Annotated in this window: 20 protein-coding genes and 1 tRNA gene; 10 read left to right on the forward strand and 11 right to left on the reverse strand. The window is 65.0% G+C overall.

Annotation, left to right across the window (positions count from 1 at the left end; genetic code table 11):
• Window positions 1–45: 45 nt before the first annotated feature.
• Window positions 46–888, reverse strand: a complete 843-nt coding sequence (locus ABIB78_RS00765; protein WP_429020336.1) for a fumarylacetoacetate hydrolase family protein — start codon at window positions 886–888, stop codon at window positions 46–48.
• Window positions 889–1,028: 140 nt separating this feature from the next.
• Entirely contained in the window at window positions 1,029–1,877 is an 849-nt protein-coding gene (locus tag ABIB78_RS00770; protein ID WP_429020338.1) for an MBL fold metallo-hydrolase, read from the reverse strand.
• A gap of 118 nt (window positions 1,878–1,995) precedes the next feature.
• Here ABIB78_RS00770 and ABIB78_RS00775 point away from each other — a divergent pair, with 118 nt between their 5' ends.
• Entirely contained in the window at window positions 1,996–2,409 is a 414-nt protein-coding gene (locus ABIB78_RS00775; protein WP_429020340.1) for a DUF3775 domain-containing protein, read from the forward strand.
• Window positions 2,410–2,446: 37 nt separating this feature from the next.
• On the opposite strand, the gene ABIB78_RS00780 is transcribed toward ABIB78_RS00775, so the two are convergent.
• The 5 genes from ABIB78_RS00780 to ABIB78_RS00800 all read right to left on the reverse strand — a co-directional run bounded on the left by ABIB78_RS00780 (window position 2,447) and on the right by ABIB78_RS00800 (window position 8,510).
• On the reverse strand, window positions 2,447–3,436 hold the full coding sequence (locus tag ABIB78_RS00780; protein WP_429020341.1) for an NADPH:quinone reductase: 990 nt from the start codon (window positions 3,434–3,436) through the stop codon (window positions 2,447–2,449).
• A gap of 145 nt (window positions 3,437–3,581) precedes the next feature.
• Complete coding sequence (locus ABIB78_RS00785) at window positions 3,582–4,364, reverse strand: SDR family oxidoreductase (protein WP_429020343.1); 783 nt, start codon at window positions 4,362–4,364, stop codon at window positions 3,582–3,584.
• A gap of 136 nt (window positions 4,365–4,500) precedes the next feature.
• Window positions 4,501–5,016 carry a CvpA family protein gene (locus ABIB78_RS00790; RefSeq protein ID WP_429020345.1) on the reverse strand — a complete coding sequence of 172 codons (516 nt, stop codon included), beginning with the start codon at window positions 5,014–5,016 and terminating at the stop codon, window positions 4,501–4,503.
• A 293-nt stretch (window positions 5,017–5,309) separates the two neighbouring features.
• On the reverse strand, window positions 5,310–6,917 hold the full coding sequence (locus ABIB78_RS00795; RefSeq protein WP_429020347.1) for a GMC family oxidoreductase: 1,608 nt from the start codon (window positions 6,915–6,917) through the stop codon (window positions 5,310–5,312).
• Between the two features lie 159 nt (window positions 6,918–7,076).
• Window positions 7,077–8,510 (reverse strand): coniferyl aldehyde dehydrogenase, encoded by a 1,434-nt coding sequence (locus ABIB78_RS00800; RefSeq protein WP_429020349.1) that lies wholly within the window; start codon window positions 8,508–8,510, stop codon window positions 7,077–7,079.
• 315 nt (window positions 8,511–8,825) lie between these two features.
• Between ABIB78_RS00800 and ABIB78_RS00805 the strand changes: the two genes are divergently transcribed.
• Window positions 8,826–8,902, forward strand: a tRNA-Met gene (locus ABIB78_RS00805).
• Between the two features lie 100 nt (window positions 8,903–9,002).
• On the opposite strand, the gene ABIB78_RS00810 is transcribed toward ABIB78_RS00805, so the two are convergent.
• Complete coding sequence (locus ABIB78_RS00810; RefSeq protein ID WP_429020351.1) at window positions 9,003–10,517, reverse strand: helicase HerA domain-containing protein; 1,515 nt, start codon at window positions 10,515–10,517, stop codon at window positions 9,003–9,005.
• A 251-nt stretch (window positions 10,518–10,768) separates the two neighbouring features.
• Between ABIB78_RS00810 and ABIB78_RS00815 the strand changes: the two genes are divergently transcribed.
• Complete coding sequence (locus ABIB78_RS00815) at window positions 10,769–12,058, forward strand: MFS transporter (RefSeq protein ID WP_429020353.1); 1,290 nt, start codon at window positions 10,769–10,771, stop codon at window positions 12,056–12,058.
• Window positions 12,059–12,110: 52 nt separating this feature from the next.
• Here ABIB78_RS00815 and ABIB78_RS00820 read toward each other — a convergent pair whose 3' ends face one another.
• The 3 genes from ABIB78_RS00820 to ABIB78_RS00830 all read right to left on the reverse strand — a co-directional run bounded on the left by ABIB78_RS00820 (window position 12,111) and on the right by ABIB78_RS00830 (window position 15,409).
• Window positions 12,111–13,265, reverse strand: coding sequence for an OpgC domain-containing protein (locus ABIB78_RS00820; RefSeq protein WP_429020355.1), 1,155 nt, complete (start codon window positions 13,263–13,265; stop codon window positions 12,111–12,113).
• Between the two features lie 267 nt (window positions 13,266–13,532).
• Window positions 13,533–14,147 (reverse strand): TetR/AcrR family transcriptional regulator, encoded by a 615-nt coding sequence (locus ABIB78_RS00825; protein ID WP_429020356.1) that lies wholly within the window; start codon window positions 14,145–14,147, stop codon window positions 13,533–13,535.
• 89 nt (window positions 14,148–14,236) lie between these two features.
• Window positions 14,237–15,409, reverse strand: a complete 1,173-nt coding sequence (locus tag ABIB78_RS00830; protein WP_429020358.1) for an acyl-CoA dehydrogenase family protein — start codon at window positions 15,407–15,409, stop codon at window positions 14,237–14,239.
• 227 nt (window positions 15,410–15,636) lie between these two features.
• Between ABIB78_RS00830 and ABIB78_RS00835 the strand changes: the two genes are divergently transcribed.
• From ABIB78_RS00835 to ABIB78_RS00865, 7 genes are all read left to right on the forward strand, one after another.
• Complete coding sequence (locus ABIB78_RS00835) at window positions 15,637–16,740, forward strand: asparaginase (RefSeq protein WP_429020360.1); 1,104 nt, start codon at window positions 15,637–15,639, stop codon at window positions 16,738–16,740.
• Window positions 16,741–16,919: 179 nt separating this feature from the next.
• On the forward strand, window positions 16,920–18,365 hold the full coding sequence (gene xylB, locus ABIB78_RS00840; protein ID WP_429020362.1) for a xylulokinase: 1,446 nt from the start codon (window positions 16,920–16,922) through the stop codon (window positions 18,363–18,365).
• 182 nt (window positions 18,366–18,547) lie between these two features.
• Entirely contained in the window at window positions 18,548–20,083 is a 1,536-nt protein-coding gene (locus ABIB78_RS00845; RefSeq protein WP_429020364.1) for a sugar ABC transporter ATP-binding protein, read from the forward strand.
• The gene (locus tag ABIB78_RS00850; RefSeq protein WP_429020365.1) at window positions 20,076–21,113 is read left to right on the forward strand and encodes an ABC transporter permease subunit; all 1,038 of its coding nucleotides are present in this window, start codon (window positions 20,076–20,078) and stop codon (window positions 21,111–21,113) included. Before ABIB78_RS00845 ends, ABIB78_RS00850 begins: the two co-directional genes overlap by 8 nt.
• Window positions 21,114–21,232: 119 nt before the next feature.
• Window positions 21,233–22,177: an ABC transporter substrate-binding protein gene (locus ABIB78_RS00855; protein ID WP_429020367.1), complete on the forward strand. Its 945-nt coding sequence runs from the start codon at window positions 21,233–21,235 to the stop codon at window positions 22,175–22,177.
• Between the two features lie 80 nt (window positions 22,178–22,257).
• Window positions 22,258–22,389: an AraC family transcriptional regulator gene (locus ABIB78_RS00860; RefSeq protein WP_429021488.1), complete on the forward strand. Its 132-nt coding sequence runs from the start codon at window positions 22,258–22,260 to the stop codon at window positions 22,387–22,389.
• 38 nt (window positions 22,390–22,427) lie between these two features.
• Window positions 22,428–23,234: an MBL fold metallo-hydrolase gene (locus ABIB78_RS00865; RefSeq protein WP_429020369.1), complete on the forward strand. Its 807-nt coding sequence runs from the start codon at window positions 22,428–22,430 to the stop codon at window positions 23,232–23,234.
• The last annotated feature ends 9 nt before the right edge of the window (window positions 23,235–23,243 follow it).

The raw sequence follows: 23,243 nt of genomic DNA on the forward strand, positions 1-23,243 counted from the left end.
CAAGCCCGGCCATGACGCATCGATGATGCGGCTTACCGCCCCAAATTACGCCCCGACGATTTCCTGGCGCTGCTCGCCGAGGCCTTCGATGCCGAGCGTCACGACGTCGCCGACATTGAGATATTGCGGCGGCTTCATGCCGGTGCCGACGCCGGGCGGGGTGCCCGTCGTGACGATGTCGCCGGGCAGCAGCGTCATGAACTGCGAGACGTAGGAGATGCACTTCGCCATCGTGAAGATCATGGTCGAGGTCGAGCCGGTCTGGCGGCGCTGGCCGTTGACGTCGAGCCACATCGACAGCTTCTGCACGTCGGGGATCTCGTCCTTGGTGGCGAGCCACGGGCCGACCGGGCCGAACGTGTCGTGCGACTTGCCCTTGGTCCACTGTCCGAGGCGCTCGATCTGGAAGTTGCGCTCGGAGACGTCGTTGCAGATGCAGTAACCGGCGACATGGTTCAGCGCGTCGGCTTCCGAGACATATTTGGCGCGGGTGCCGATGATGGCGGCGATCTCGACCTCCCAGTCGAGCTTGGTCGAACCGCGCGGCTTCTCGACCGCGTCATTGGGGCCGGACAGCGCGGTGTTGGCCTTGAGGAAGAAGATCGGCTCGGAGGGGATCGGGTTGCCGGTTTCCTTGGCATGGTCGGAATAGTTGAGGCCGATCGCGACGAACTTGGAGATGCCGGTGACGGGGGCGCCGAACCGCGGCTTGCCGGAGACGGCGGGCAGGGAGGCGGGATCGAGGGCGGAAAGCTTCTTCAGCGATTCCGGCGTGTAGGCGTCGCCGGTCAGGTCCTTCAGATGGGCCGACAGGTCGCGGAGCTGGCCGGATTTATCGATCAGACCGGGCTTTTCCGCACCCTTTTCGCCATAACGAACAAGCTTCATGTTGATCACTCCCTACGATGTCTTGAGGATTGTTACTGCTATACCTCGACACGCTTCATGGAACAGCGCGCCGCGAAATTCAACCGCCATGAGCGCGCTGCATTGCTGCCAAGCCTTATTTCAAGGCCATTTCGGTACAATCACCCCAGCGCGACGAACCTGAAGGCGTCGCCGTCGCGCTCGATGTGGCCGGCATTGAAATGCCCGCCGATCACCAGCGTCGGCGTGTCGGCAAAGCGCGAGAACAATTCGCGCCGCGTCGCGGCCGATTGCTTCTGGTCGGAGTCTGCGGTTGACGACCAGTCGAGGTGATACATCTGGCAGGGATGATGCGCGACGTCGCCGGTCAACAATCCTTCCTCGCCGCTGGACTTGATGTGGATGCTCATATGACCGGGGCTGTGGCCCGGCGTCGGGATCAGCGTGATCTCCTCGGTCAGGCGGTGATCGCTCGGCACCAGCTCGGCCTTGCCGGCATCCGCGATCGGCTTCACCGAATCGGCGAACACGGCGGCATGCGCGGGATCGTCGCTGTGATCGCGCCAGTGCTCGTACTCGGTCCTGCCGAACACGTAACGCGCATTGGTGAAAGTCGGCACCCATTTGCCGCCGACGAGTTTCGTGTTCCAGCCGACATGGTCGACATGCAGATGTGTACACAGCACGGTGTCGATGCTTTCAGGGGCAAAGCCGGCCGCGGTCAGCTTTTCCAGGAACGGATCGGAGCGGTTGTTCCAGGTCGGCACATTGCGGCCCTGCTTGTCGTTGCCGAGCCCGGTGTCGACGATCATGCGGTGCTCCGGCGTCTCGACCAGCAGTGAATGGATCGACATTTTCAGCCGGCCATCCTCATTGGCGAAATGCGGGATCAGCCAGGGCAGGCTCTGGATCTCTTCCCGGCCGGCCAGCGGCAGGATGAAGCGTGTGCTGCCGACGGTCTCGAGCTCGACGACTTTTGTGATTTTGACCCTGCCGATCGTCCATTGCATGCGGCGCGCCCTCAGTTTTTTTGTTTGTGGCCGGACCATGCGGGTTTCCGCGCGCCGGCGCAATGGATCAACTCGGCGCCTCCTGCGTTACCGCCTCGTTGGATGAAGGGAGTGTGCAATGCCGGAACTCGCAATTTCCCCTGAGAAGGTCGGCTTCTTGATCGAGAAGGCGCGGGAATTCGACGTCAAGGAGGGGATCGTCGATCCGGACTCCGGCTCGAACAGCACCGATGATGAGATGATCGATGTGCTGGAGGATAATGGCAGGGATCCTGTGGCACGCGAGATCACCGGCTTCATCGACGCACTGAGCGAGGACGAGCAGGTCGACCTCGTCGCGCTGATGCGGCTCGGCCGCGGCGACGGCACGATCGAGGAATGGGCCGATCTCCGCCGGGAAGCCGCGCGCGGACGCACCGGCCATGTCGCCAACTATCTGTTGGGCGAGCCGATGCTCGGCGATCTCCTGGCCGAAGGACTGGACGAGTTTGGCCTGGGGCCGAGCGACGAGCGCATCACGCCGATCCAGTAGGTTCGAAAGCTCTCTCCGCAGTAGCAGGAGAGCAAAATCATCGCGCGCAGTCGACGATCACGGTACCGATCTTGTCGCCCTTCTCGACGGCGAGGTGGGCGTCGGCTGTCTCCGTCAGCGCGAATTGCCCGGCAATGTTGTGCACGCGGGTGCCCGACGTGAGCCATTGCGTGATATCGGCCTGCGCGGCCGCGAGCAGCGGCGGCGGCAGCGCGAACAGCACCAGCGAGCGCACCGTGATGCACTTTTCCATCAATTCGCGCACCGGCAGCGTCGGCGTGCGGTTGCCGTTGGTGGCGTAGACCGCAATCGTCGAGTTCAACGCCATGATCTTCAGTGTGGTCGCAAGGTTGCCGCCGAAATCGACATCGATCACGCGGTCGACGCCGCGGTTCTCCGTGAAGGCCATCACCTTGGAGACGACGTCCTCGGTCCGGTAGTTGACGACCGTGTCCGCACCGGCGAGCCGCGCTTCCACGTCCTTGACCTGTGAGCTGACGGTCGCAATCACGCGCGCGCCGCCCCATTTGGCGAGTTGCACGGCATAGTGACCGACTGCGCCGGCGCCGCCGGTGACCAGCACGGTTTGGCCGGAGATCGGACCGTCGGCGAACAGCGCGCACCACGCGGTCATGCAGGGGATGCCGAGCGTAGCTCCGGCGGCGAACGACACGTCCTGCGGCAGCGGCGTTACCAGATAATCGGCAAGCGTGATGTATTCGGCCGCGGTGCCGAAGGCGCGGCCATTGCGTTGGCCGTTGAACAGCCAGACGCGGTCGCCGACGGCAAAGCGGGTGACGCCTTCACCGATCTGGTCGATGACCCCGGCGCCATCGCTGTTCGGGATCACACGTGGAAATTCCATCGCGCGATAGTTGCCGCTGCGGCGGCCGACATCGGCCGGATTGACGCCGGACGCCGCTAGGCGAATCCGGACCTCGCCCGGGCCGGCGTCGGGCGTCGGCATCTCGCCGACGGTGAGCACCGTCGGCGCCGCGCCGGTTCGTTCGTACCAGACGGCCCTCATCTAGCGCCCCTTTCCGAAGTTCGTGAACTCGTCCAGCGACCTCTTGCGCGAACTTCGGAAAGCAAGAGGGCGCTAGAAGACTCATGAATCTCAAGTTCCAAATTGGCCTCGCCGCATAGAGTGCAGGAACTTCAAATCGGCGGCACTAGAGCGTGCCCGGGAAGGCGCCGCCATCGAGCAAAAGGTTCTGCCCGGTGATGAAGCCCGCCCTGGCGCCGCACAGGAACGCGCAGGCGTAACCGAATTCGTCGGGATGGCCGAAGCGGCCGGCGGGGTTCAGCTTGGCGCGCTCGGCTAGCACCTGCTCGGCCGAGATGCCGCGCTTCTCGGCCTCGGGCTTTGCGGTGCCGCGCAGGCGATCGGTCTCGAACGGGCCCGGCAGCAGGCCGTTGATGGTGACGTTGTTGATCACAGTCTTGCGCGACAGGCCGGCGACGAAGCCGGTGAGGCCGGCGCGGGCGCCGTTGGACAGGCCGAGAATCTCGATCGGCGCCTTCACCGCGGCCGAGGTGATGTTGACGATGCGGCCGAACTTGCGCGCCATCATGCCGTCGACGGTCGCCTTGATCAGTTCGATCGGGGTCAGCATGTTGGCGTCGATCGCCTTGATCCAGTCGTCGCGGGTCCAGTTGCGGAAGTCGCCGGGCGGCGGGCCGCCGGCATTGTTGATCAGGATATCCGGATCGGGGCAGGCCTTGAGCGCGGCTTCGCGTCCCGCCGCCGTCGTGATGTCGCCGACGATTTCGGTGACGGTGACGGTGGGGTGCGCCTTGCGGATCTCGTCGGCGGTCTGCTTCAGCGCCTCGGCGCCGCGGGCCGTCAGAGTGACATGCACGCCTTCATTGGCGAGCGCGATCGCGCAGGCGCGGCCCAGTCCCTTGCTCGATGCGCAGACGATGGCGCGGCGGCCTTTGATTCCAAGATCCACGAGTTCACTCCCTGTGATGTCGGGTAGGTTTGTAAAGGTTCGATGGCGCCAGTCTAGCCAAGCCCGGCGGCGCCGGTAAGGGACGTGCAATGCATAAGTGCATGCCGGGTCGGAACGGGCGGGTGAGCACGATCGGCTAAATGCGCTGTTCGCGCCGAAGCCGCTCGATCGCCATCGTGGCTTCGGGCGGCAGCGAGCGGAATCCGGCTTGTCCGGCCGCGGAGAACAACGGCCGCAATTGCGATCCGTTGAGGAATTGTGGCTGCCTGGCCAGCGGCACCAGCTGATCGAACACCAGCACCAGCGTGGTCACGACGAGGCCGACCCTGATGGCGCCGAGCAGCGCGCCGCCGAGACGGTCGCCGATCCCGATTTCCGAGCCGACGGTGTCGTCGAGCATCATCCGCGCCATTTTTCCGAGAATGACGCCGATCAGAAGGAAGAGGCCGAACAACAGCACCCCGTTGGGCGGAAACGGCGATGATGGCAGCGTCGCGATGTGGGGCCCGATCATCGCCAGCACGGCGACCGCGAGCGGCATGGCGGCGAGATAGGCCAGGATGGTGACCGCACTGCGCAACAGGCCAGTCGTGAAGCCGGTGACGATCGCGAACAGCGCCCCGAGGATGACGACAATGTCGAAGAGGTTCATGGAAGGGAATTCCTGCCCAATCTCCTGCGATCCCCTGGTTGATGAAACGGGCTTACATTCGGGACAATTGTAGCGATCAATTGGCCAGTTTGATCCGGGAACCTGTCGATGTCCGACCTATTCGATGTCAGTAAAGAAATCATCCATTACCTGTGCCTCGCCGGGGCTCGGCCGGCGGTTCGCCCCATGTTGCCGCCCACGGCGCGGCCGTGGCGCTGACGACGCTCGTCGGCAGCAACACCCGCGTGGATTCCGGGCTCGCAACTCCGTCGCGCCCGAATTGATGAGACAAGTTACCCTGCCCGCATCTCTGCTCTGATCATCTCGGCGGCCTTCTCGCCGATCATGATGGTCGGCGCATTGGTATTGCCGCCGACCAACGTCGGCATGATCGAGGCATCGACCACGCGCAGGCCTTCGAGCCCATGCACGCGCAGTTTCGGATCGACCACCGCAAGCGGATCGCCGGTGCCCATCTTGCAGGTGCCGACCGGGTGATAGACGGTGTCGACGCGCTCGCGCAGGATATTGCGGATGTCGTCGTCGGTGCGCACGTTGGATGTGAAGACATCCTTCTGCTGCAGTGCGCGCAACGCGGGCGTCGCCATCAGCCGCCGCGTGGTCTTGTAGCCCGCGACCATCGATTCGAGATCGGCCTCCTCGCCCAGGAAGTTCGGGTCGATCAGCGGTGCCTGCATCGGGTCACGGCCTGCCAGCGCGACGGTGCCGCGGCTCTTCGGCCGGAGCAGGCAGACATGGCACGAAAAACCAGTGCCGCCGTGCCGCTTGCGGCCGTGATCGTCGACCATCGCCATGCCGAAATGCAGCTGGATGTCGGGGATGTCGAGATCGGGCCGCGTCTTCAGGAAGCCGCCGCATTCGGCGAAGTTCGAGGTGAGGGGGCCGCGACGTTCCCGTCGATATTGCATGATGGCGCGGAGCAGCCGCGGCATGCCCTTGAGCGAGATGCCGGCGAAGTTCGGATTGTCGGACATGTAGCCGAAGATGAAGTCCGGATGGTCCTGCAGATTCTGTCCGACGCCGGGCAGATGGTGCACGCTGGCAAGGCCGTGCTTGCCTAGCGCTGCAGCATCGCCGACGCCCGACAGCATCAACAGCTGCGGTGACTGGAATGCGCCGGCGGCAAGGATGACTTCGCGCCGGGCGCGAAGCTGCTTTACTTCCTTGCCCTGGCGGTACTCGACGCCGACAGCGCGCTTGCCCTCAAACAGGATGCGCGTTGCCTGCGCGCCGGTCTCGACGCGCAGATTGGCGCGCTTGTTCATATGCGGATGCACGTAGGCGCGCGCCGCGCTCCAGCGTTCGCCGTTCTTCTGCGTCACCTGGTAGATGCCGAGGCCCTCATGGTCTTCTCCGTTGAAATCCTCGCGGATGCGGAATTGCGCCTCCTGCGCCGCCTGCAGGAAGGTCTGCTGGATCGGATTGCCGGAGCGGAGCTTGTTGACGGCGAGCGGGCCGTCCTTGCCGTGATACTCACCGTCGAAATCGGAATTGTTCTCGGAACGCTTGAAGTAGGGCAACACGTCGGCGAACGCCCAGCCGGTGTTGCCGAGCGAGGCCCAGTGGTCGTAGTCGGCGCGATGGCCGCGTATATAGACCATGGCGTTGATCGCCGAGGAGCCGCCGAGCCCCTTGCCGCGCGGCTGGTAGCCGATGCGGCCGTTCAGCCCTTTCTGCGGCACGGTGTTGAAGGCCCAGTTATTGATGGTGCCCGCGACCATCAGCACCAGCGCGCCGGGCGTGGTGACGACCCAATTGTCGTTGGTGCCGCCGGCATCGAGCAGCGCCACCGACGTCGTCGCATCCTCCGACAATCGTCCCGCCACCGCGCAACCGCCGGAGCCTGCACCCACCACCACGAAATCGAATGTATCAGTCACGAATGTTTCCCCCTGCCTTTGTTATTTTCCGTCATTGCGAGCCACCCGGTCGGCGTGAAGCGCCGCCGGATGACAGGCTCCGCGAAGCAATCCACCTCTCCGCCAGCGGAAGCATGGATTTGCTTCGTCGCTTCGCTCCTCGCAATGACGCCTTGAATTCTACGACAACAGCCGCATCAGCTTCTCAAGCCGCGCGATCTTCGCGCCATAGGGCGGATAGAGATCGGCGAGCCGGTTGAAGCGCGAGCGGTAGAACACCGGCTTCAGCTTGGTCAGCGTCTTGAATCCCCATTCGCCGTGATAGGCGCCGGTGCCGGACGCGCCGACGCCACCCATCGGCTGATAGGCCTGCGCGAAATGGAACAGGCAGTCATTGACCGTGACGCCGCCGGACACCGTACGCGCCAGCACCGCGTCGCGGGCGGCGTTGTCGGTGCCGAACCAGTACAGCGCCAGCGGGCGGTCGCGCCGATTGACGAAGGCGATCGCCTCCGTTGCGTCGCGGGTGCCCATGACCGGCAACAGCGGCCCGAAGATCTCTTCCTGCATCACCGTCATGTCAGGCGTCGCATCGACAATGACGGTCGGCGGGAATTTGCGCCGTCCCTTCCACTCGGGATCGTTCGGCACAGCCGGCTGCATGATGGTCGCGCCCTTGGCGGCGGCGTCGGCGACCAGGGCCTCGAGCCGCGTGTAGTGCCGGTCCGAGACGATCGAGGTGTAGTCGGCGTTCTTGGGATCAGTGCCGAACATCTGCTGCATGTGGCCCTGCAGCCGCATCGCGAAGGGCTGCACTGCGGCCTGCGGCGCCAGCACAAAATCGGGCGCGATGCAGGTCTGCCCGGCATTGAGCAGCTTGCCGTAGGCGATGCGTTGCGCGGCTTCATCGATGTCGGCGGAGCCGTCGATGATTACCGGCGACTTGCCGCCGAGCTCGAGCGTCACCGGCGTCAGGTTGCGGCCGGCGGCTTCCGCGACCAGCCGGCCGACGCGGGTCGAGCCGGTGAAGATCAAATGATCGAACGGCAGCGCGGCAAAGCCTCTTGCAATGTCGTCGTCGATATCGGTGACCGCGAGCTCGGTGGTGTCGAATTTTTTTGCGATCGCCTCCATCAGCAACTCGGCGAAGCGCGGCACCAGCTCGCTCGGCTTGACGATGGCGCGGTTGCCGGCTGCGATCGCGGCCACGGCGGGCGCCAGCGTCAGCTGCAGCGGATAATTCCAGGGCGCGATGATGCCGACCACGCCGAGCGGCTGCGGCATCAGCCGGTTCTTGGCCGGCGCGAACTGCACCGTGGTCGGAACCTTTTGCGGTGCCATCCAGCCCTTGAGGTGCTTGGCCGCATGCTTGATCTCGCCGAGTACCAGCATGGTCTCGGCGATCGCGGTCTCGACGGTGGAGCGGTGGCCGAAATCGGCCGAGATCGCCGCTGCGAAGCGAGCCTCATTCTCGGTCAGTGCGGCGCGCAGGCGGCGCAGCCGGTCGAGCCGCGCCTGCAAACCCGGCGCCGGCTCGATGCGCGACAGCTCAAACTGGCGGTGAAAGGCCTCCTCAAGCGCGTACAGCCCCGGGCTCTTCAATGGCCGGTCCATGGCGTTTCCCCTCGTATGACATTTCCTTGACGGATTTTGTTGGGCGCCAAGCTCGGCTTTTGCAGGCAATCTGGCAAGAGCCGGTTCCCGGCGGTAAATTTGCAAGGAAAATCGGTGATTTCGACGTCACAAAATCCTCAAAAAGCCGCTCGCGGGGCTTTCCAAACCGGGCTCACGTTGATACATACGCCTCGCACCCGATGGCTTCGGCCCGGGTCGCCTTCTCAGGAAGCCTCCGGACGGATCGATCGGCGCCATTTGCTGCGTTGGCCGGCCGCTTCGGGCTCTCTTTCAGCAAGGCACGCAACGGTTTAACGCGGGGTGGAGCAGCCCGGTAGCTCGTCAGGCTCATAACCTGAAGGTCATAGGTTCAAATCCTATCCCCGCAACCAAATCTCTCAACCGGCAGAGATGAAAAGGCCCGCCTCTCGGCGGGCCTTTTTCGTGTTGGGCTGAACTTTGGGATTGTGCGCCTCGCGGCTCAACGTCCGATCAGAGAGTTGAGCTACGGCAATCCGCCTCCGCAGACACATCGTCCGCATTCGGATCAGCTGCGGCCGTGGCCCAGGCCAGTTCGACCAGCGTCACGATCCGCCGGCCGGCGCCGTCGAGCTGGCAGACGATCAAGCCTTGTTCCTCGATGTAAGTCAAAAGATGCCGCGCGCGGCGCAATGAGTGCGTGCCGTAGGCGCGGGCGATCGCTGCATCGCTTGGGCAGGGCCAGCCCTCCTTCGCCGCGCGGGCGATCATCATGAAAACGCCCTGCATGTCCTCGGGCAGCAGAGCGGCACGCAACGAGACGTCCTGCCACGAATCGTCCTCCGCCATGTCGGTGCCGAGCCCGGCGCGGGCGCGCGTCAGCATGCGGCGAAAATCGGTCAGCTCGGGCACAACGGCGCCGAGTCCCTCGATCCGGCAGCGCACCACGAACTCCTGATAGAGCACGCCGATGGCACGGAAGCCCGCGTCGGGCTCGGCGAGGATGGCGCGCAGGATGCGGTCCAGCCGCTCGCGCCGTTCGGCCAATTGTTCGGCGCTCGGCGGCGGCTCGGCGGCTTCGGAATCTTGCTCCGGTGCCGCTGGCTTCGCGGCCATCAACTGGCTGAGCAGGTCCGGCGACGGCGCCCGGCGCGGCGGCCGCACTGTTTCGGGCGGCGGGGCTGCGAGGATGATGGCGCGTGCGTCCTCCAGTGCCGCCTCAGGCAGCGGCATCAGCCGCGGTGCCGCGTTGCGCGGCTGCGTGTCCGTTGGACCGATGCGCAAGCCGAGCGGACGACGCGAGAGCGCGGGTCCCAGCGCCATGAATTGGCCGCGCTCGAGGTCGCGGAAAGCCTCCGCCTGGCGCCGCTCCATGCCGAGAAGGTCGGCGGCGCGCGCCATGTCGATATCCAGGAAAGTCCGGCCCATCAGGAAGTTGGACGCTTCGGCCGCAACGTTCTTGGCGAGCTTCGCCAGCCGCTGGGTTGCGATGATCCCGGCAAGCCCGCGCTTGCGGCCGCGGCACATCAGGTTGGTCATCGCGCCGAGCGAGAGCTTGCGCGCCTCGTCGGAAACTTCGCCTGCGACCGCCGGCGCGAACAGTTGCGCCTCGTCCACCACCACCAGCATCGGATACCAGTGGTCGCGGGCGACGTCGAACAGCCCGCCGAGAAAAGCTGCGGCGCGCCGCATCTGGTTCTCGGCGTCGAGCCCTTCGAGATTGAGCACGGTCGAGACGCGGTGGATGCGCACGCGCTCCCCGGCGACCTGCAGGCTGCGCTCGGTATGGTCCTCGGCATCGATGACGAGGTGGCAGAATCGTTCGGCCAGGGTCACGAAGTCGCCTTCAGGGTCGATGATGGTCTGCTGCACCCAGGGGGCGCTCTGCTCCAGCAGCCGGCGCAGCAGATGGGATTTGCCGGACCCCGAATTGCCTTGCACCAGGAGGCGCGTCGCCAATAGCTCCTCGAGGTCGATGGCCGCCGAAGCGCCGGCCGTCGTCTGTCCCATCTCGATCGCTACGGTCATGTGCCCCGACTCAAATTGTCCTTGCGGAGGCGCGGCTTAACAAGCCGATCGCGCCCCGTCGAGCGGACCGCGGCATCATCCCCAGGCACGAGCCGATCCCGCCGTGACGCCTTTGGGCTGGTCGCGGCGGTGACGACGATGTGAACGGCGCCGCTATTCTCATGCCGGATACCTCCGTCCCGTTTGCCGGTGGTGTCTGCTCGCACAAACCTCGCCATAGTCATCAGCACAAAAGAAACGTGCGAGGAAACATGACCGAGAGCATCGTCGATGCCCTTGCAGCGTCGGTCGCGGCGCCTGGAGCGGTGTCGCCGCGAAAAGTGTTTTGGGCGACCTGGTTCGGCTGGATGCTCGATGGCTTCGATTCCTCGATGTACAGCTACATCCTGGTCGGCGCGTTGAACGATCTGCTGCCCGCCAGCGGCATCGAGCCGAGCAAGGCCAATATCGGCATCTATGGCGGGCTGTTGTTCTCGATCTTCATGCTGGGCTGGGCCTGCTCGATGGTCTGGGGCTGGGCCGCGGACCGTTACGGGCGCGTCCGAATCATGTGCTGGACGGTGCTGGTCTACTCGCTGTTCACGGCGTTGTGCGGGCTTGCGACCGGCATCGTGATGTTCGCATTGTTTCGCTTCGTTGCCGGCTTCGGCATCGGCGGTGAATGGGCCGCGGGCACGCCCCTGCTGCAGGAGTCCGTGCCCGAGAACACGCGGGTGCGGCTCGCCGGATGGCTGCACACGGCAACGCCGACCGGGCTGTTCCTCGCCGCCGCCGTGACGCTTGCGATCGGCAGCACGCTCGGCTGGCGTGGCATGTTCCTGCTCGGCATCCTGCCGGCGCTGCTGATTGCCTATCTGCGCAGCAACATCCCGGAGCCCGCGCACAGTGCCACGCGCGAGCGGCCCACGGTCTCGGCATTGTTTACGGGGGATCAGGCGCGCACCACCTGGGCCGCCGCGCTGATGATGGCCTGTATCATCTTCGGCCTGTGGTCGTCGAACTTCTGGGCGCCGACCGTGATTGCGACCAAGCTGGTCGCGGCGGGTGCGACGCCGGCGCATGCGCAGGAGATGGGGGCGGTGGCCGGCCTGATCACCAATGTCGGCACGCTGATCGGCTGCCTGCTGGTGCCGTGGTTGACGGGATGGCTCGGCAGCCGGCGCCGCACCGCAGTGCTGTTCTTCATCGGCGGGCTGATTTCCGTCGTGGTCTGCTATGAAATCGCGATCGAATGGCTCGGCAGCCTGACGCTGTTCATGGTGCTGCTGCCGGTGCTCGGCTTCTTCACCAATGGGGTGTTCGGCCTGTTCACGATCTGGCTGCCGGAGATGTTTCCATCAGCGCTGCGCGGCTCGGGTTCCGGTTTCGCCTTCAGCATGGGCCGCGTACTCGGCGCCGCCGGTCCGTCCCTGATCGGCGCGCTTGCCGCCCGCACCGGGAGTTTTCCGCTGGCGATTTCGATGCTGTCGCTGATCTATGTGGTCGGCTTGCCGCTGATTCGGCTGGCGCCGGAGACGGCCGGAAAGCCGCTCGCGAAATAGCAAGCGTGCTGCGCGCGGCTTTGGCCGCGCGCCGTCACGCATCAAGAGGCGCTCATTCCGTCGACTTCGCGGCCGCCGGTGCCTTCGCCGGCGCCTTGTCGACCTTCTTCGACCAGGAGCGGTAGTAGGCCAGCGCAGTCATCAGCGCGATGCCGATCGCGCTGACCACGATCTGCATCCAGATGCTGCCGGAGACCTCGACCAGCACCAGATGCGCGATGACCGCGAGGAACACGCCGGTGCAGAACACCTCGAGCGATTGCTGGCCGCATTTGAGCATCGGCTGGAAGACCGGCCATTCGTATCCAGGCCAGTCGCGCGGCAGGAAACGCGTGACGAAGAAAGCCAGGATCACGAAGTGCAGCACGCGATAGGGCGCGAGGTTGGTCTTGTCGTTCGGATTGAACGCATCATAGAGCCAGGTCGGCATCGCCTGTCCCAGTTCCGGGAAGCGGCCCGCCAGCGTCATGACCAGCGCAAACAGCATATAGGCAGCACCGAGCACCAGGAAGCCGCGCGAGCGGATGAACGAGATCGACTCACGCGCGCCGCCGAGCGCAAACCATCCGCCGAACACGAACAGGAACTGCCAGCAGAACGGATTGAAATACCACGAGCCGGACGGGTAGGCCGGCAGATTCCAGCCGAAATGTCGTGCGGCGAGATAGAGCAGGAACGAGGCTGCCAGCGTCAGATTGAGCTTGCGCAACATCGCCCACAGCACCAGCGGATAGAACAGCATCAGCGCGATATAGAGCGGCAACACATCCATGTTGACCGGCTTGAACGCCAGGATCAGACCCTGATAGAGCGTCTCCGCCGGGTTCTGCATGAAGCCCGCGACGTTGAATTCATTCTGCAGATTGGGGTCGTGGTAGCGCTGGGAGAGGTACCCGATCTCGGCGATATAGATCACGAACAGCAGGACATGCGCGACATAGATCTGCCACGCCCGCTTGATCAGGCGGGTTGCGCCGATCACGGTGCCGCGCTCGAGCATCATGCGCGCATAGACGAAGGATGCGGTGTAACCGGAGATGAACACGAACAGATCGGCCGCGTCGCTGAAGCCGAAATTCTTCTGCGTGATCCAGTTCACGGCGTTGTTCGGGATATGATCGAGATAGATCGCCCAGTTGGCGAAGCCACGCAGCAGATCGAGGCGATAGTCGCGGCCACGCGGCGGCAGAACAGCCTTGACGTCCATCGGTTCGCTCCATCCCCAGTGCCCGCGAGTCCGACCGCGGGTCGTCCACGGCGTTATTCTAGAACATGATTTCGACGGCTGTGTATTGGTTTTCCGAAAGGGATCGTTTCAACAGCCGGCCAAACAACGATGAATTTGGATCAAATCGTTCGAGCTCAAAACCGGGACTCGTCATGGCCGGGCTCGTCCCGGCCATCCACGTCTTTCTCTGGCGGCAGCAAAGACGTGGATGCCCGGCCCAAGGCCGGGCATGACGAGCCGATGGAGCTAGCGCTGAACGAACCCGTTATGCAGCGTGGTGAACAGCGCCTTGCCCTTTTTCACCAGGTCGTATTTGCGGCCGTAGAGCAGCCAGACCGCGGTGAGGTGGCACATCCCGCCCATCATCAGCGACATCGCGGTGTAGGGATCGAGACTCCGGCGATAGATGCCGGCGCGGCTCGCCTGCTTGATCAGCTGCACATAGCGCAGCGCATATTTGTCGACCGCCTTTTTCACCCGCGGCTCGGCGGCAAGGACGCTCGGCCATATCTCCAGGAAGAACACGCGGCCCCAGCTCGGGTTGTCCTTGATGTATTGGAAGTTGGTCAGGAAGATGATGCGGAGCTGCGCGACGGGGTCGCCACCCCTGACCAGCAGCGGCTCGGTCTTCTGATACAGCGCTTCGAAATTGCCCTCAGGCACATCGAGCACCAGCGCGCGCTTGTCCTCGAAATAGTCGTAGATGCTGGAGATCGGTACTTTTGCCGCGGCAGCGACGTCGGTGAGCGAAGTGCCGTCGATGCCTCTCTCGCCGAACAGCTTGGTCGCCGCCGAGAGAATCCGCTCGCGCCGGTCGCGGCTGCGTTGTTGCTTGAGCTTGAGCGTCGTCCCCGAAGCCACTTTCGTCTCCTCGCGTCCCGCAAAAACAGTAAGGCAGCGGGATCGGAACACAAGTGCTATTGCGGCGACATGCAGCGTAAGATTGCCGATCAGACCGGGGCGTTCCGCCGCTCACGGCTGCGGAACGCGTTGCGGGCGATGATCTGGCGCATGATCTCGGATGTGCCATCCAGAATGCGGACTACCCGCGTTTCCCGCCAGATCCGTTCGATCGGCAGGTCCCTGGAATAGCCGGCACCACCGAACAGCTGCATGGTCATGTCGGCGACGCGCTGCACCATGTCGGCGCCGGCATATTTGGAGTGCGCCGCCGCGGCGGTGCGGGCGGCGGCGTCGCCCTGGTCGTAGCGCCAGGCCGCCTCATAGGCGACCAGGCGCGCGGCATGCAGCGCGCTCGCCATGTCGGCGATCTGCCACTCGATGCCTTGATGCTCGCGCAGCTTGCGTCCGAACGTCTCGCGCTCCGAGACATGATCGAGCGCGTAGTCCAGCAGCTGGCTCGCCGCGCCGACGCAATAGGCGCCCCAGTGTGTGCGCCCGGCATCCAGGCACCGCATCGCGATCGCGAATCCGTCGCCCTCCTGGCCAAGCAGGTTCTCGCGCCGAACGCGGCAGTTCTCGAAGATCACCTCGGCGTGCTCCGAGCCGCGGCCGGCGGCCATCTCGAGCGCGCGGCCGATGCTCAGGCCCGGCGTCGTCGCGTCCACGACGAACGCCGCGATGCCCTTCGCGCCGGCGGACGGATCGGGTGTGGCGAACACGGTGAAGACGCCCGCGGTTGGCGCATTGGTGATGTAGGTCTTGCGGCCGTCGAGCACATAATGATCGCCGTCCCTCCGCGCCCGGGTCTGGATGCGCGCCGCATCCGATCCCGCGTTCGGTTCGGTCAGCGCGAAGGCGCCGATCATCCGTCCGCTGGCAAGCTCGGGCAGATATCGGTCGCGAACCGCGGGCTGCGCGAAGAACTCGATTGCCCTCGATCCGATATGAACGTTCACCCCGCTCAGATAGTAGAAGGCGATGTGCGCCTTCGCGAGCTCCTCGATCGCGATGCAGCTGCCGAGCATCGAGAGGCCGAGCCCGCCGAACTGTTTCGGCGTGTTGGTGCCGAACAATCCCATCCGCCGCAGGCCGGCCATGGCGCTGTCCGGCACCACTCCAGTTGCCTCGATCGCGGCATCGTGGGGCTGAAGCTCGCCGCGCACGAATTCGCGCACCCGGCTTTGCAGAACGCGGAGATCGTCGGGAAGCTCGAACTGCATGGCCCACCAAAATTCGAATAATCTTCGAAAAAAATGTGCGCCGTCATTGCGGCGGTGTCAAGATTTTGCAGGAACTCCGGAGAACAAGACGTTATTCGCTGGGTCCCGGGTGAGACCGGCCGGGAAGGTCGGAATCTTTGCCTCGATGTCTTCCGCCGCAAGTTTGTCCATTTCTTGCGCGACAAAACCACGAGTTGTGAATAGGCAATTTGTCACTGGGGGAAGAAATGACGCTACACTCGCTTCTATCGGCTCGATCGGCGCGCACGATCATCGTCCTTGCCGCAGCCCTCGTGATCGGGCTTGCGTCGCCGGCCATTGCACAGCAGTCGCCCGCCGGCACTACGCTGGCCCGGGTCCTCGTGCTTGGCACCGGCGGCACGATCGCGGGTCAGGCCAGCGCACGCGCCGGCAATGCCTACGATTCGGGCAAGGTCAGTGCGGCCAACCTGATCGCCGCCATTCCGGGGATCGACAAGCTTGCCCAGATCTCGGCCGAGCAGATTTCGTCGATCGGCTCGCAGGACATGAACGACAAGGTGTGGTTCGACCTCGTCAAGCGCATTCGCGCGGCTGTTGACAACAAGGAGGTCGACGGCGTCGTCATCACCCACGGCACCGATACGATGGAGGAGACCGCGTTCTTCCTGCAAAACGTGCTGGACACCGATATGCCGGTCGTGCTGGTCGGATCGATGCGGCCCTCGACTGCGATCGGCGCCGATGGTCCGGCCAATCTCTACGAGGCGATGCGGGTCGCCTCGGCGCCGGAATCCCGCGGCCGCGGCGTGCTCGTGGTGCTCAACGACACCATCCATGCCGCGCGCTGGGTGCAGAAGACCAATACCACCAGCGTCGAGACGTTCCGCTCGCCCGATGCCGGTCCGGTCGGCTATGTCGACACTGGCTCGCTGCGCTTCCTGCAGCCGGCCGTTCCAGTCAAACGTGCCGGGTTGAAGTTGCCGGATGCGCCGCCACTGCCGCGGGTCGACATCATCTATTCGCACGCCAACATGGACGCCGCGCCGATCGAGGATGCGGTCAAGCGCGGCGCCAGGGGCATCGTGCTGGCCGGTGTCGGCGACGGCAATTCGTCGAAGGGTGCGATCGACGCGCTGGCCGCCGCGGCGAAGCAGGGCGTCGTGGTGGTGCGTTCGACCCGCGTCGGCTCGGGCTATGTGAACCGGAACGTCGAGGTCGAGGATGACAAGCTCGGCTTGGCGGTTTCGCTCGATCTCAACCCGCAGAAGGCGCGCGTGTTGCTTGAGCTCCTGATCGCCAACGGCGTCACCGATCCGTCGGCGGTTCAGCAGGCGTTCGCGCGGCCGTGATCGACCCACGTGAGGTGAGCACAGGCGGTACCACATTCGTCATGGCCGGGCTCGTCCCGGCCATCCACGTCTTTCTTGACGCAGAAACCAAAACGTGGATGCCCGGGACAAGCCCGGGCATGACGACGTGGAAACGTCAGCTCGAAAGCCGCAAGCCGGCCGCATAACCGTGAGGCACCATGTATCTCGGGATCGATCTCGGCACCTCGGCGGTCAAGACCGTTCTCGTCGACGCGGCGCAGCGCGTGGTGGCGAGCCGCAGCCAGTCGCTGACGGTGGCCTCGCCGCTATCAGGCTATAGCGAACAGGATCCGGCGCAGTGGATCGACGCCACGTTCACGACGCTGGACGCGCTGAAGGCGGATCATCCGGCCGAATTGGCTGCTGTCGACGGCATCGGCCTATCCGGCCAGATGCACGGCGCGACGCTGCTCGATGCCGATTGGAAGCCGTTGCGGCCCTGCATTCTCTGGAACGACGGACGCTCTGCAGCTGAATGCGGCGAGCTGGAGCAGCGCTGGCCGGGCCTGCGGGCGACGACCGGCAACAAGGCGATGCCGGGCTTTACGGCGCCCAAGCTGCTGTGGGTCGCCAAACACGAACCGGAGATTTTCGCGGCCACCAGGCTGGTGTTGCTGCCGAAAGCCTATCTGCGCCTGGTGTTGACGGGCGAGGCGATCGAGGACATCTCGGACGCCTCGGGATCGCTGTGGCTTGACGTGGCACGACGGGACTGGTCCGACGCGGCGTTGGCCGCGACCGGCCTGTCGCGCCGCCAGATGCCGCGTCTCGTCGAGGGTTGCGCGCCGTCGGCCCGGCTCCTGAACGAGCTCGCGCAGCGTTGGGGCATGAGCAAGCGGCCGATGATCGCGGGCGGCGCCGGCGACAATCCCGCGGGCGCCGTCGGCATCGGCGCGATCGGGAACGGCGCAGCCTTCGTTTCACTCGGAACCTCCGGCGCGCTGCTGGTGCCGACCCGCGCGATCGCTGCTGATCCGGCGCGTGCCGTGCACACATTCTGTCATGCCGTCCCCGGAATGTGGATCCAGGCCGGCGCGATCCTCTCGGCGGCGTCGTGCCTTGCCTGGATCGCGCGGCTGTTGCGGACTCCCGAGACCGAATTGCTCGCTCCGCTCGGAATGCGGCCGAAGGCACCGTCGCATGTCAGCTTTCTGCCCTATCTGTCCGGCGAGCGGACGCCGCACGACGATCCCGATGTGCGCGGCATGCTCGACGGCCTCGGCCACGGTACCGATCGCGACGCCATCGTGCAGGCCGTGCTCGAAGGCGTCGCCTTCGCGCTGGCGGATTGCCGCGACGTGCTTGCCGATAGCGGAATGGCGATCACCGCCGTGGATGCCATCGGCGGCGGCTCGCGTTCGCGATTCTGGCTTTCGGTGCTGGCCAACGTCCTCAACATCCCGGTGTATCGCTTTGCCGATGGCGAAACCGGGGCCGCGTTCGGCGCCGCGCGGCTCGGGCGCCTTGCGGTCAGCGGCGAGGCGATCGAGGCTGTCTGCACGGCGCCGCAGCGGGTCGAGATGTTCGAGCCCGACCGCGCGCTCGTGGAAGCTTATGCCGAACGGCTCCCAAAATGGCGCAGCCTGTACCGGCCGCGGCGCTGATGAAAGTCAGCGCGTCTCTAGAATGGCGGCCAGTTCCGCAACACGAATCCGGTTCCCGACTTGTGATCGCTTGAGGCTATTGCCCTGCGCTGCGGCCTTTTGTTTAATGTGCGCACGCGCGCGAGAAACCGAAAACAACTTGCGGGTGCGACGCAACGCCGTCGGCGCAGTGGGGAGGCAAGATGAACGACCCGATCCTCGAGATGCGCCGGGTCTCCAAGTCCTTCTTCAGCATCAAGGCATTGCGCGGCGTCGACCTCACGGTCTATCCCGGCGAAATCCACGCGCTGATGGGAGAGAACGGCGCCGGCAAATCGACGCTGATGAAGATCTTGTCGGGCGCCTACCGGCCTGACCCGGGCGGCGAAATCCGCATCGAGGGCAGGGCCGTTAATTTCAACGGCCCGCACGCCGGCCGTGCGGCGGGCATCTCGATCATCTACCAGGAGCTGTCGCTCGCCCCCAATCTCAGCGTCGCGCAGAACATCTATCTGGGTCGCGAGGTCTCGCGCTTCGGGATGCTGGCGCGCGAGGTGATGGAGGCCGGCGTCGGCCCGATCCTCGAACGGCTGGGCGCGGATTTCGCCGCGTCGACGTTGGTCGCCAGTTTGTCGATGGGCCAGCGCCAGCTGGTTGAGATCGCCCGCGCGCTGCACGTCCGCTCAAAGATACTGATCATGGACGAACCGACCACCGCATTGTCGGCCGGCGAGAGTGAGCGGTTGTTCGGCCTGATCCGCCGGCTCCGCGCCGAGGGCCTCGCCATCATCTACATCTCGCATCGCATGAATGAGGTTTACGCGCTCGGCGACCGCGTCACGGTGCTGCGTGATGGCACGCTGGTCGGCTCACTCGACAAGCCCGAGATCCGCGCCGACACCATCGTCCGCCTGATGGTGGGGCGCGATGTCTCGTCCTTCTACAAGAAGGAGCACGATCCCAAGAACGACGCCAGGGCGCCGCATGGCGCCCCCGTACTCGCGGCGGTCGACATTGCCGACGGCCGCCGCGTCAAGGGTTGCTCGCTGACCGTGCATGCGGGCGAGGTCGTCGGTCTCGCCGGGCTGGTCGGCGCCGGCCGCACCGAGCTCGCACAGCTGATCATTGGCGCCGCGCAAAAGATCGCCGGCCATGTCGAGATCGAAGGACGCACAGTCGATATCCGCGCGCCGGGCGAGGCGCTCGATGCGGGCATTGCCTATTTGACCGAGGACAGGAAGGCGCTCGGCCTGTTCCTCGATATGTCCTGCCTCGACAACATCAATCTCGCAATGCTGGGCCGCGATGCCAGGCTGGGCGGCATCCTCGACCGGGACAAGGCACGAGACCGGGCCAGCAAGGCATTTGCGGCTTTGGGCATCCGCGCCGCAGATGTCCGCGTTGCGGCCGGTAGCCTCTCCGGTGGCAATCAGCAAAAGGTGCTGCTGTCGCGCTTGCTTGCGACCACGCCAAAGATACTGATCCTCGACGAGCCGACGCGTGGCGTCGATGTCGGCGCCAAGTCCGAGATCTATTCGATCATCGACAACCTCGCGAAGTCGGGCACGGCGGTGCTGGTGATCTCGTCCGACCTGCCCGAGATCATCGGCATCTGCGACCGCGTCGTCGTGATGCGCGCCGGACAGATCGCCGGCGAAATAAAGCGGACGGCGACCGCGCCGCTCGACCAGGAGCAGATCATGGCGCTCGCAACCGGAATGGAGCAGCTCGATGCCTGATGACGGTGCTTCTGCGAAAGCCGCCACTGCGCCCGGTCTCGTCGCTGCGCAGGAGAGCAGGCGTCAGCGCACGCGGCTGTTGATCCGCTCGGCCGGCATGCTGCCGGTATTGGTGCTGTTGTGCGCCGGCTTTCATATGTTGTCGGACGGCCGTTTCTTCACCGCGCAGAATCTCGGCATCGTGGTGCAGCAGGCCGCCGTCAACACCGTGCTGGCGGCCGGCATGACCTTTGTCATCCTTACCGGCGGCATCGATCTCTCGGTCGGCTCGATTCTGGCGGCCTCGGCGATGGCGGGGCTGATCATCTCCAAATATCCCGACTTCGGAGCGTTGTGGTTGCCGGCCGCGGTGCTCACGGGCGCAGTCTTCGGCATCCTCAATGGCGGCTTCATTGCGCTGCTGCGCCTGCCGCCTTTCATCGTGACGCTGGGGTCGCTCACCGCCGTGCGCGGAGTGGCGCGCCTGCTGGGCGCCGACACCACGGTGTTCAATTCGGAGATCCCCTATGCCTTCATCGGCAACGGATCACTGACGCTCATTCCTGGCGTGCTGTCGATTCCCTGGCTCTGGGTGATCGCGCTGCTCGTGATCTTGGCTTCATGGCTGGTGCTGCGGCGGACCGTGCTCGGCGTGCATATTTACGCGGTCGGCGGCAATGAGAGCGCGGCGCGGCTCGCCGGCATCAAGGTCCGGGCGGTGCTGATCTTCGTCTATTGCGTGTCGGGCCTGCTCGCAGGTCTTGGCGGCGCCATGCAGGCGGCGCGGCTCTATGCCGCCAATGGCCTGCAGCTTGGCCAGTCCTACGAACTCGATGCGATCACCGCCGTGATCCTCGGCGGCACCTCGTTTGTCGGCGGCATCGGCTCGATCTGGGGAACACTGGTTGGCGCCCTGATCATCGCCGTGCTGTCGAACGGCCTGATCCTCACCGGCGTGTCCGACGTCTGGCAGTATGTGATCAAGGGTCTTGTGATCATCGGCGCGGTGGCGCTCGACCGCTACCGGCTGCAGGGTTCGGCGCGCACCTAGAGCATGATCCGGAAAAGTGTGAAGCGGTTATCCGAAGAGCTCATGCTCAAGCAAGTAACACAATCCGGCGCGGTCACTGGTCGCCGCGCCAGAGCTTCAACAGACCAGGGAGGAAGCCAATGAAGACGATCTCATTTGCCGGCGTCGCCATCGCGCTCGCCCTCGGCTCAGCGCCGTGCTTCGCCAAGGAGCTGAAGTCGATCGGCATCTCGCTGGGCTCGCTGGGTAACCCGTTCTTCGTCGCCCTGTCGAAGGGGGCCGAGTTTGAGGCGAAGAAATCCAACCCCAACGTCAAGATCACGACCGTCGGCTTTGAATACGACCTCGGCAAGCAGGTGACCCAGATCGACAATTTCATCGCCGCCGGCGTCGATCTGATCCTGCTCAATCCGGGCGATCCCAAGGCCGTCGGGCCAGCGATCAAGAAGGCGCAGGCTGCCGGCATCATCGTCGTTGCCGTCGACACCGCGGCCGAAGGCGCCGATGCCACAGTGACCACCAACAATGTCCAGGCCGGCGAGATCTCCTGCCAGTACATCGTCGACAGACTGGGCGGCAAAGGCGATGTGATCATCGAGAACGGGCCGCAGGTTTCCGCGGTCATCGACCGCGTGACCGGCTGCAAGAACGTGCTCGCCAAGAACCCCGGCATCAAGGTGCTGTCCAGCGACCAGGATGGCAAGGGCTCGCGCGAAGGCGGCCTCACCGTGGCGCAGGGTTACCTGACCCGCTTCGCCAAGATCGATGCCATCTTCGCCATCAATGATCCGCAGGCGATCGGCACGGATCTCGCCGCGCGCCAGCAGAACCGCAGCGGCATTGTCATCACCGCGGTCGACGGCGCGCCCGACATCGAGGCCGCACTCAAGGATCGCGGTTCGCCGCAAATCCAGGCTTCCTCCTCGCAGGATCCGTTCTTCATGGCGCGCCGCGCGGTGCAGATCGGCGTCGGCCTGCTCAACGGCCAGAAGCCAGCCTCGACCGTCGAGCTGTTGCCGTCAAAACTCGTGACGCGGGACAACATCGCCGACTACAAGGGCTGGACGTCGAACCGCTCACAATAGCACGGCCGACACGGGCGCGAGGGCGCTTCAACAGGCTGCTGCTGCCGCACGCGCAGGGCGCCGGCCGCAAGGTCAGCGACATCGCCCATACGGTCGGCTTCAACGACCTGTCCTATTTCCATCGCGCGTTCCGCCGGAAGTTCGGCATCGTTCCGGCGGGATGCAGATGGAACTGGGACGCCGGCATTGAACGCCCGCTGCCGCTGACGTAGATCAAGGGACCAGCTTTATCCCAACGCGTGTGGTCTCAATGCCCCTCTGGACCTGCGAACAATGTGGCGCCCAATTTCCTGAAACCGCGGCGTCGCCGTCGTCCTGCCCGATCTGCGAGGACGAGCGGCAGTATGTGAACTGGAACGGGCAGGCGTGGCTGACGCGCGAGGAACTCGCCGGGCGGCATCGGCTGGTCTGGCGCGACGATCTCGGCCTCGTTGGATTGGCGCTCGAGCCGTCATTTGCGATCGGGCAGCGCGCGCTGCTGGTGCCGGATCGCGGCGGCTGCGTGATGTGGGACTGCGTGCCGCTGGCGACCGCGGAGGCGATTGCCCATGTCAGGTCGCTTGGCGGGCTGAAGGCGATCGCGATCTCGCATCCGCATTATTATGGCGCGGTCGCCGACTGGAGCACGGCGTTCGACGACGCGCCGGTCTATCTGCATGGCGACGACGCGCAATGGGTGACGCGGCCCTATCCGTCGATCGTGCTGTGGCAGGGCGACGGCCATCGCATCTCCGAGGACATCCTGCTGGTGCGGACAGGCGGCCATTTCGCCGGCGCCGCCATGTTGCATTGGCGCAACGGCGCCGACGGGCGCGGCGCGCTGTTGACCGGCGACATCGCGATGGTGGCGATGGACCGCCGCTCGGTCAGTTTCATGTATTCCTACCCGAACTACATCCCGCTCAATGCATCAGCGGTCCGCCGTATCGCGCGCACGGTCGAGCCGCTGGCGTTCGAGCGGATCTACGGCGCCTGGTGGGGCAAGAACATCGCCTCCGATGCCAGGGCGGCGTTCGATCGTTCGGTCGAGCGCTATATCGCGGCGATCTCGGACTGACGGGTTCCG

This window comes from Bradyrhizobium sp. I1.14.4 (genome assembly GCF_050435825.1).
Taxonomy (GTDB): Bacteria; Pseudomonadota; Alphaproteobacteria; order Rhizobiales; family Xanthobacteraceae; genus Bradyrhizobium.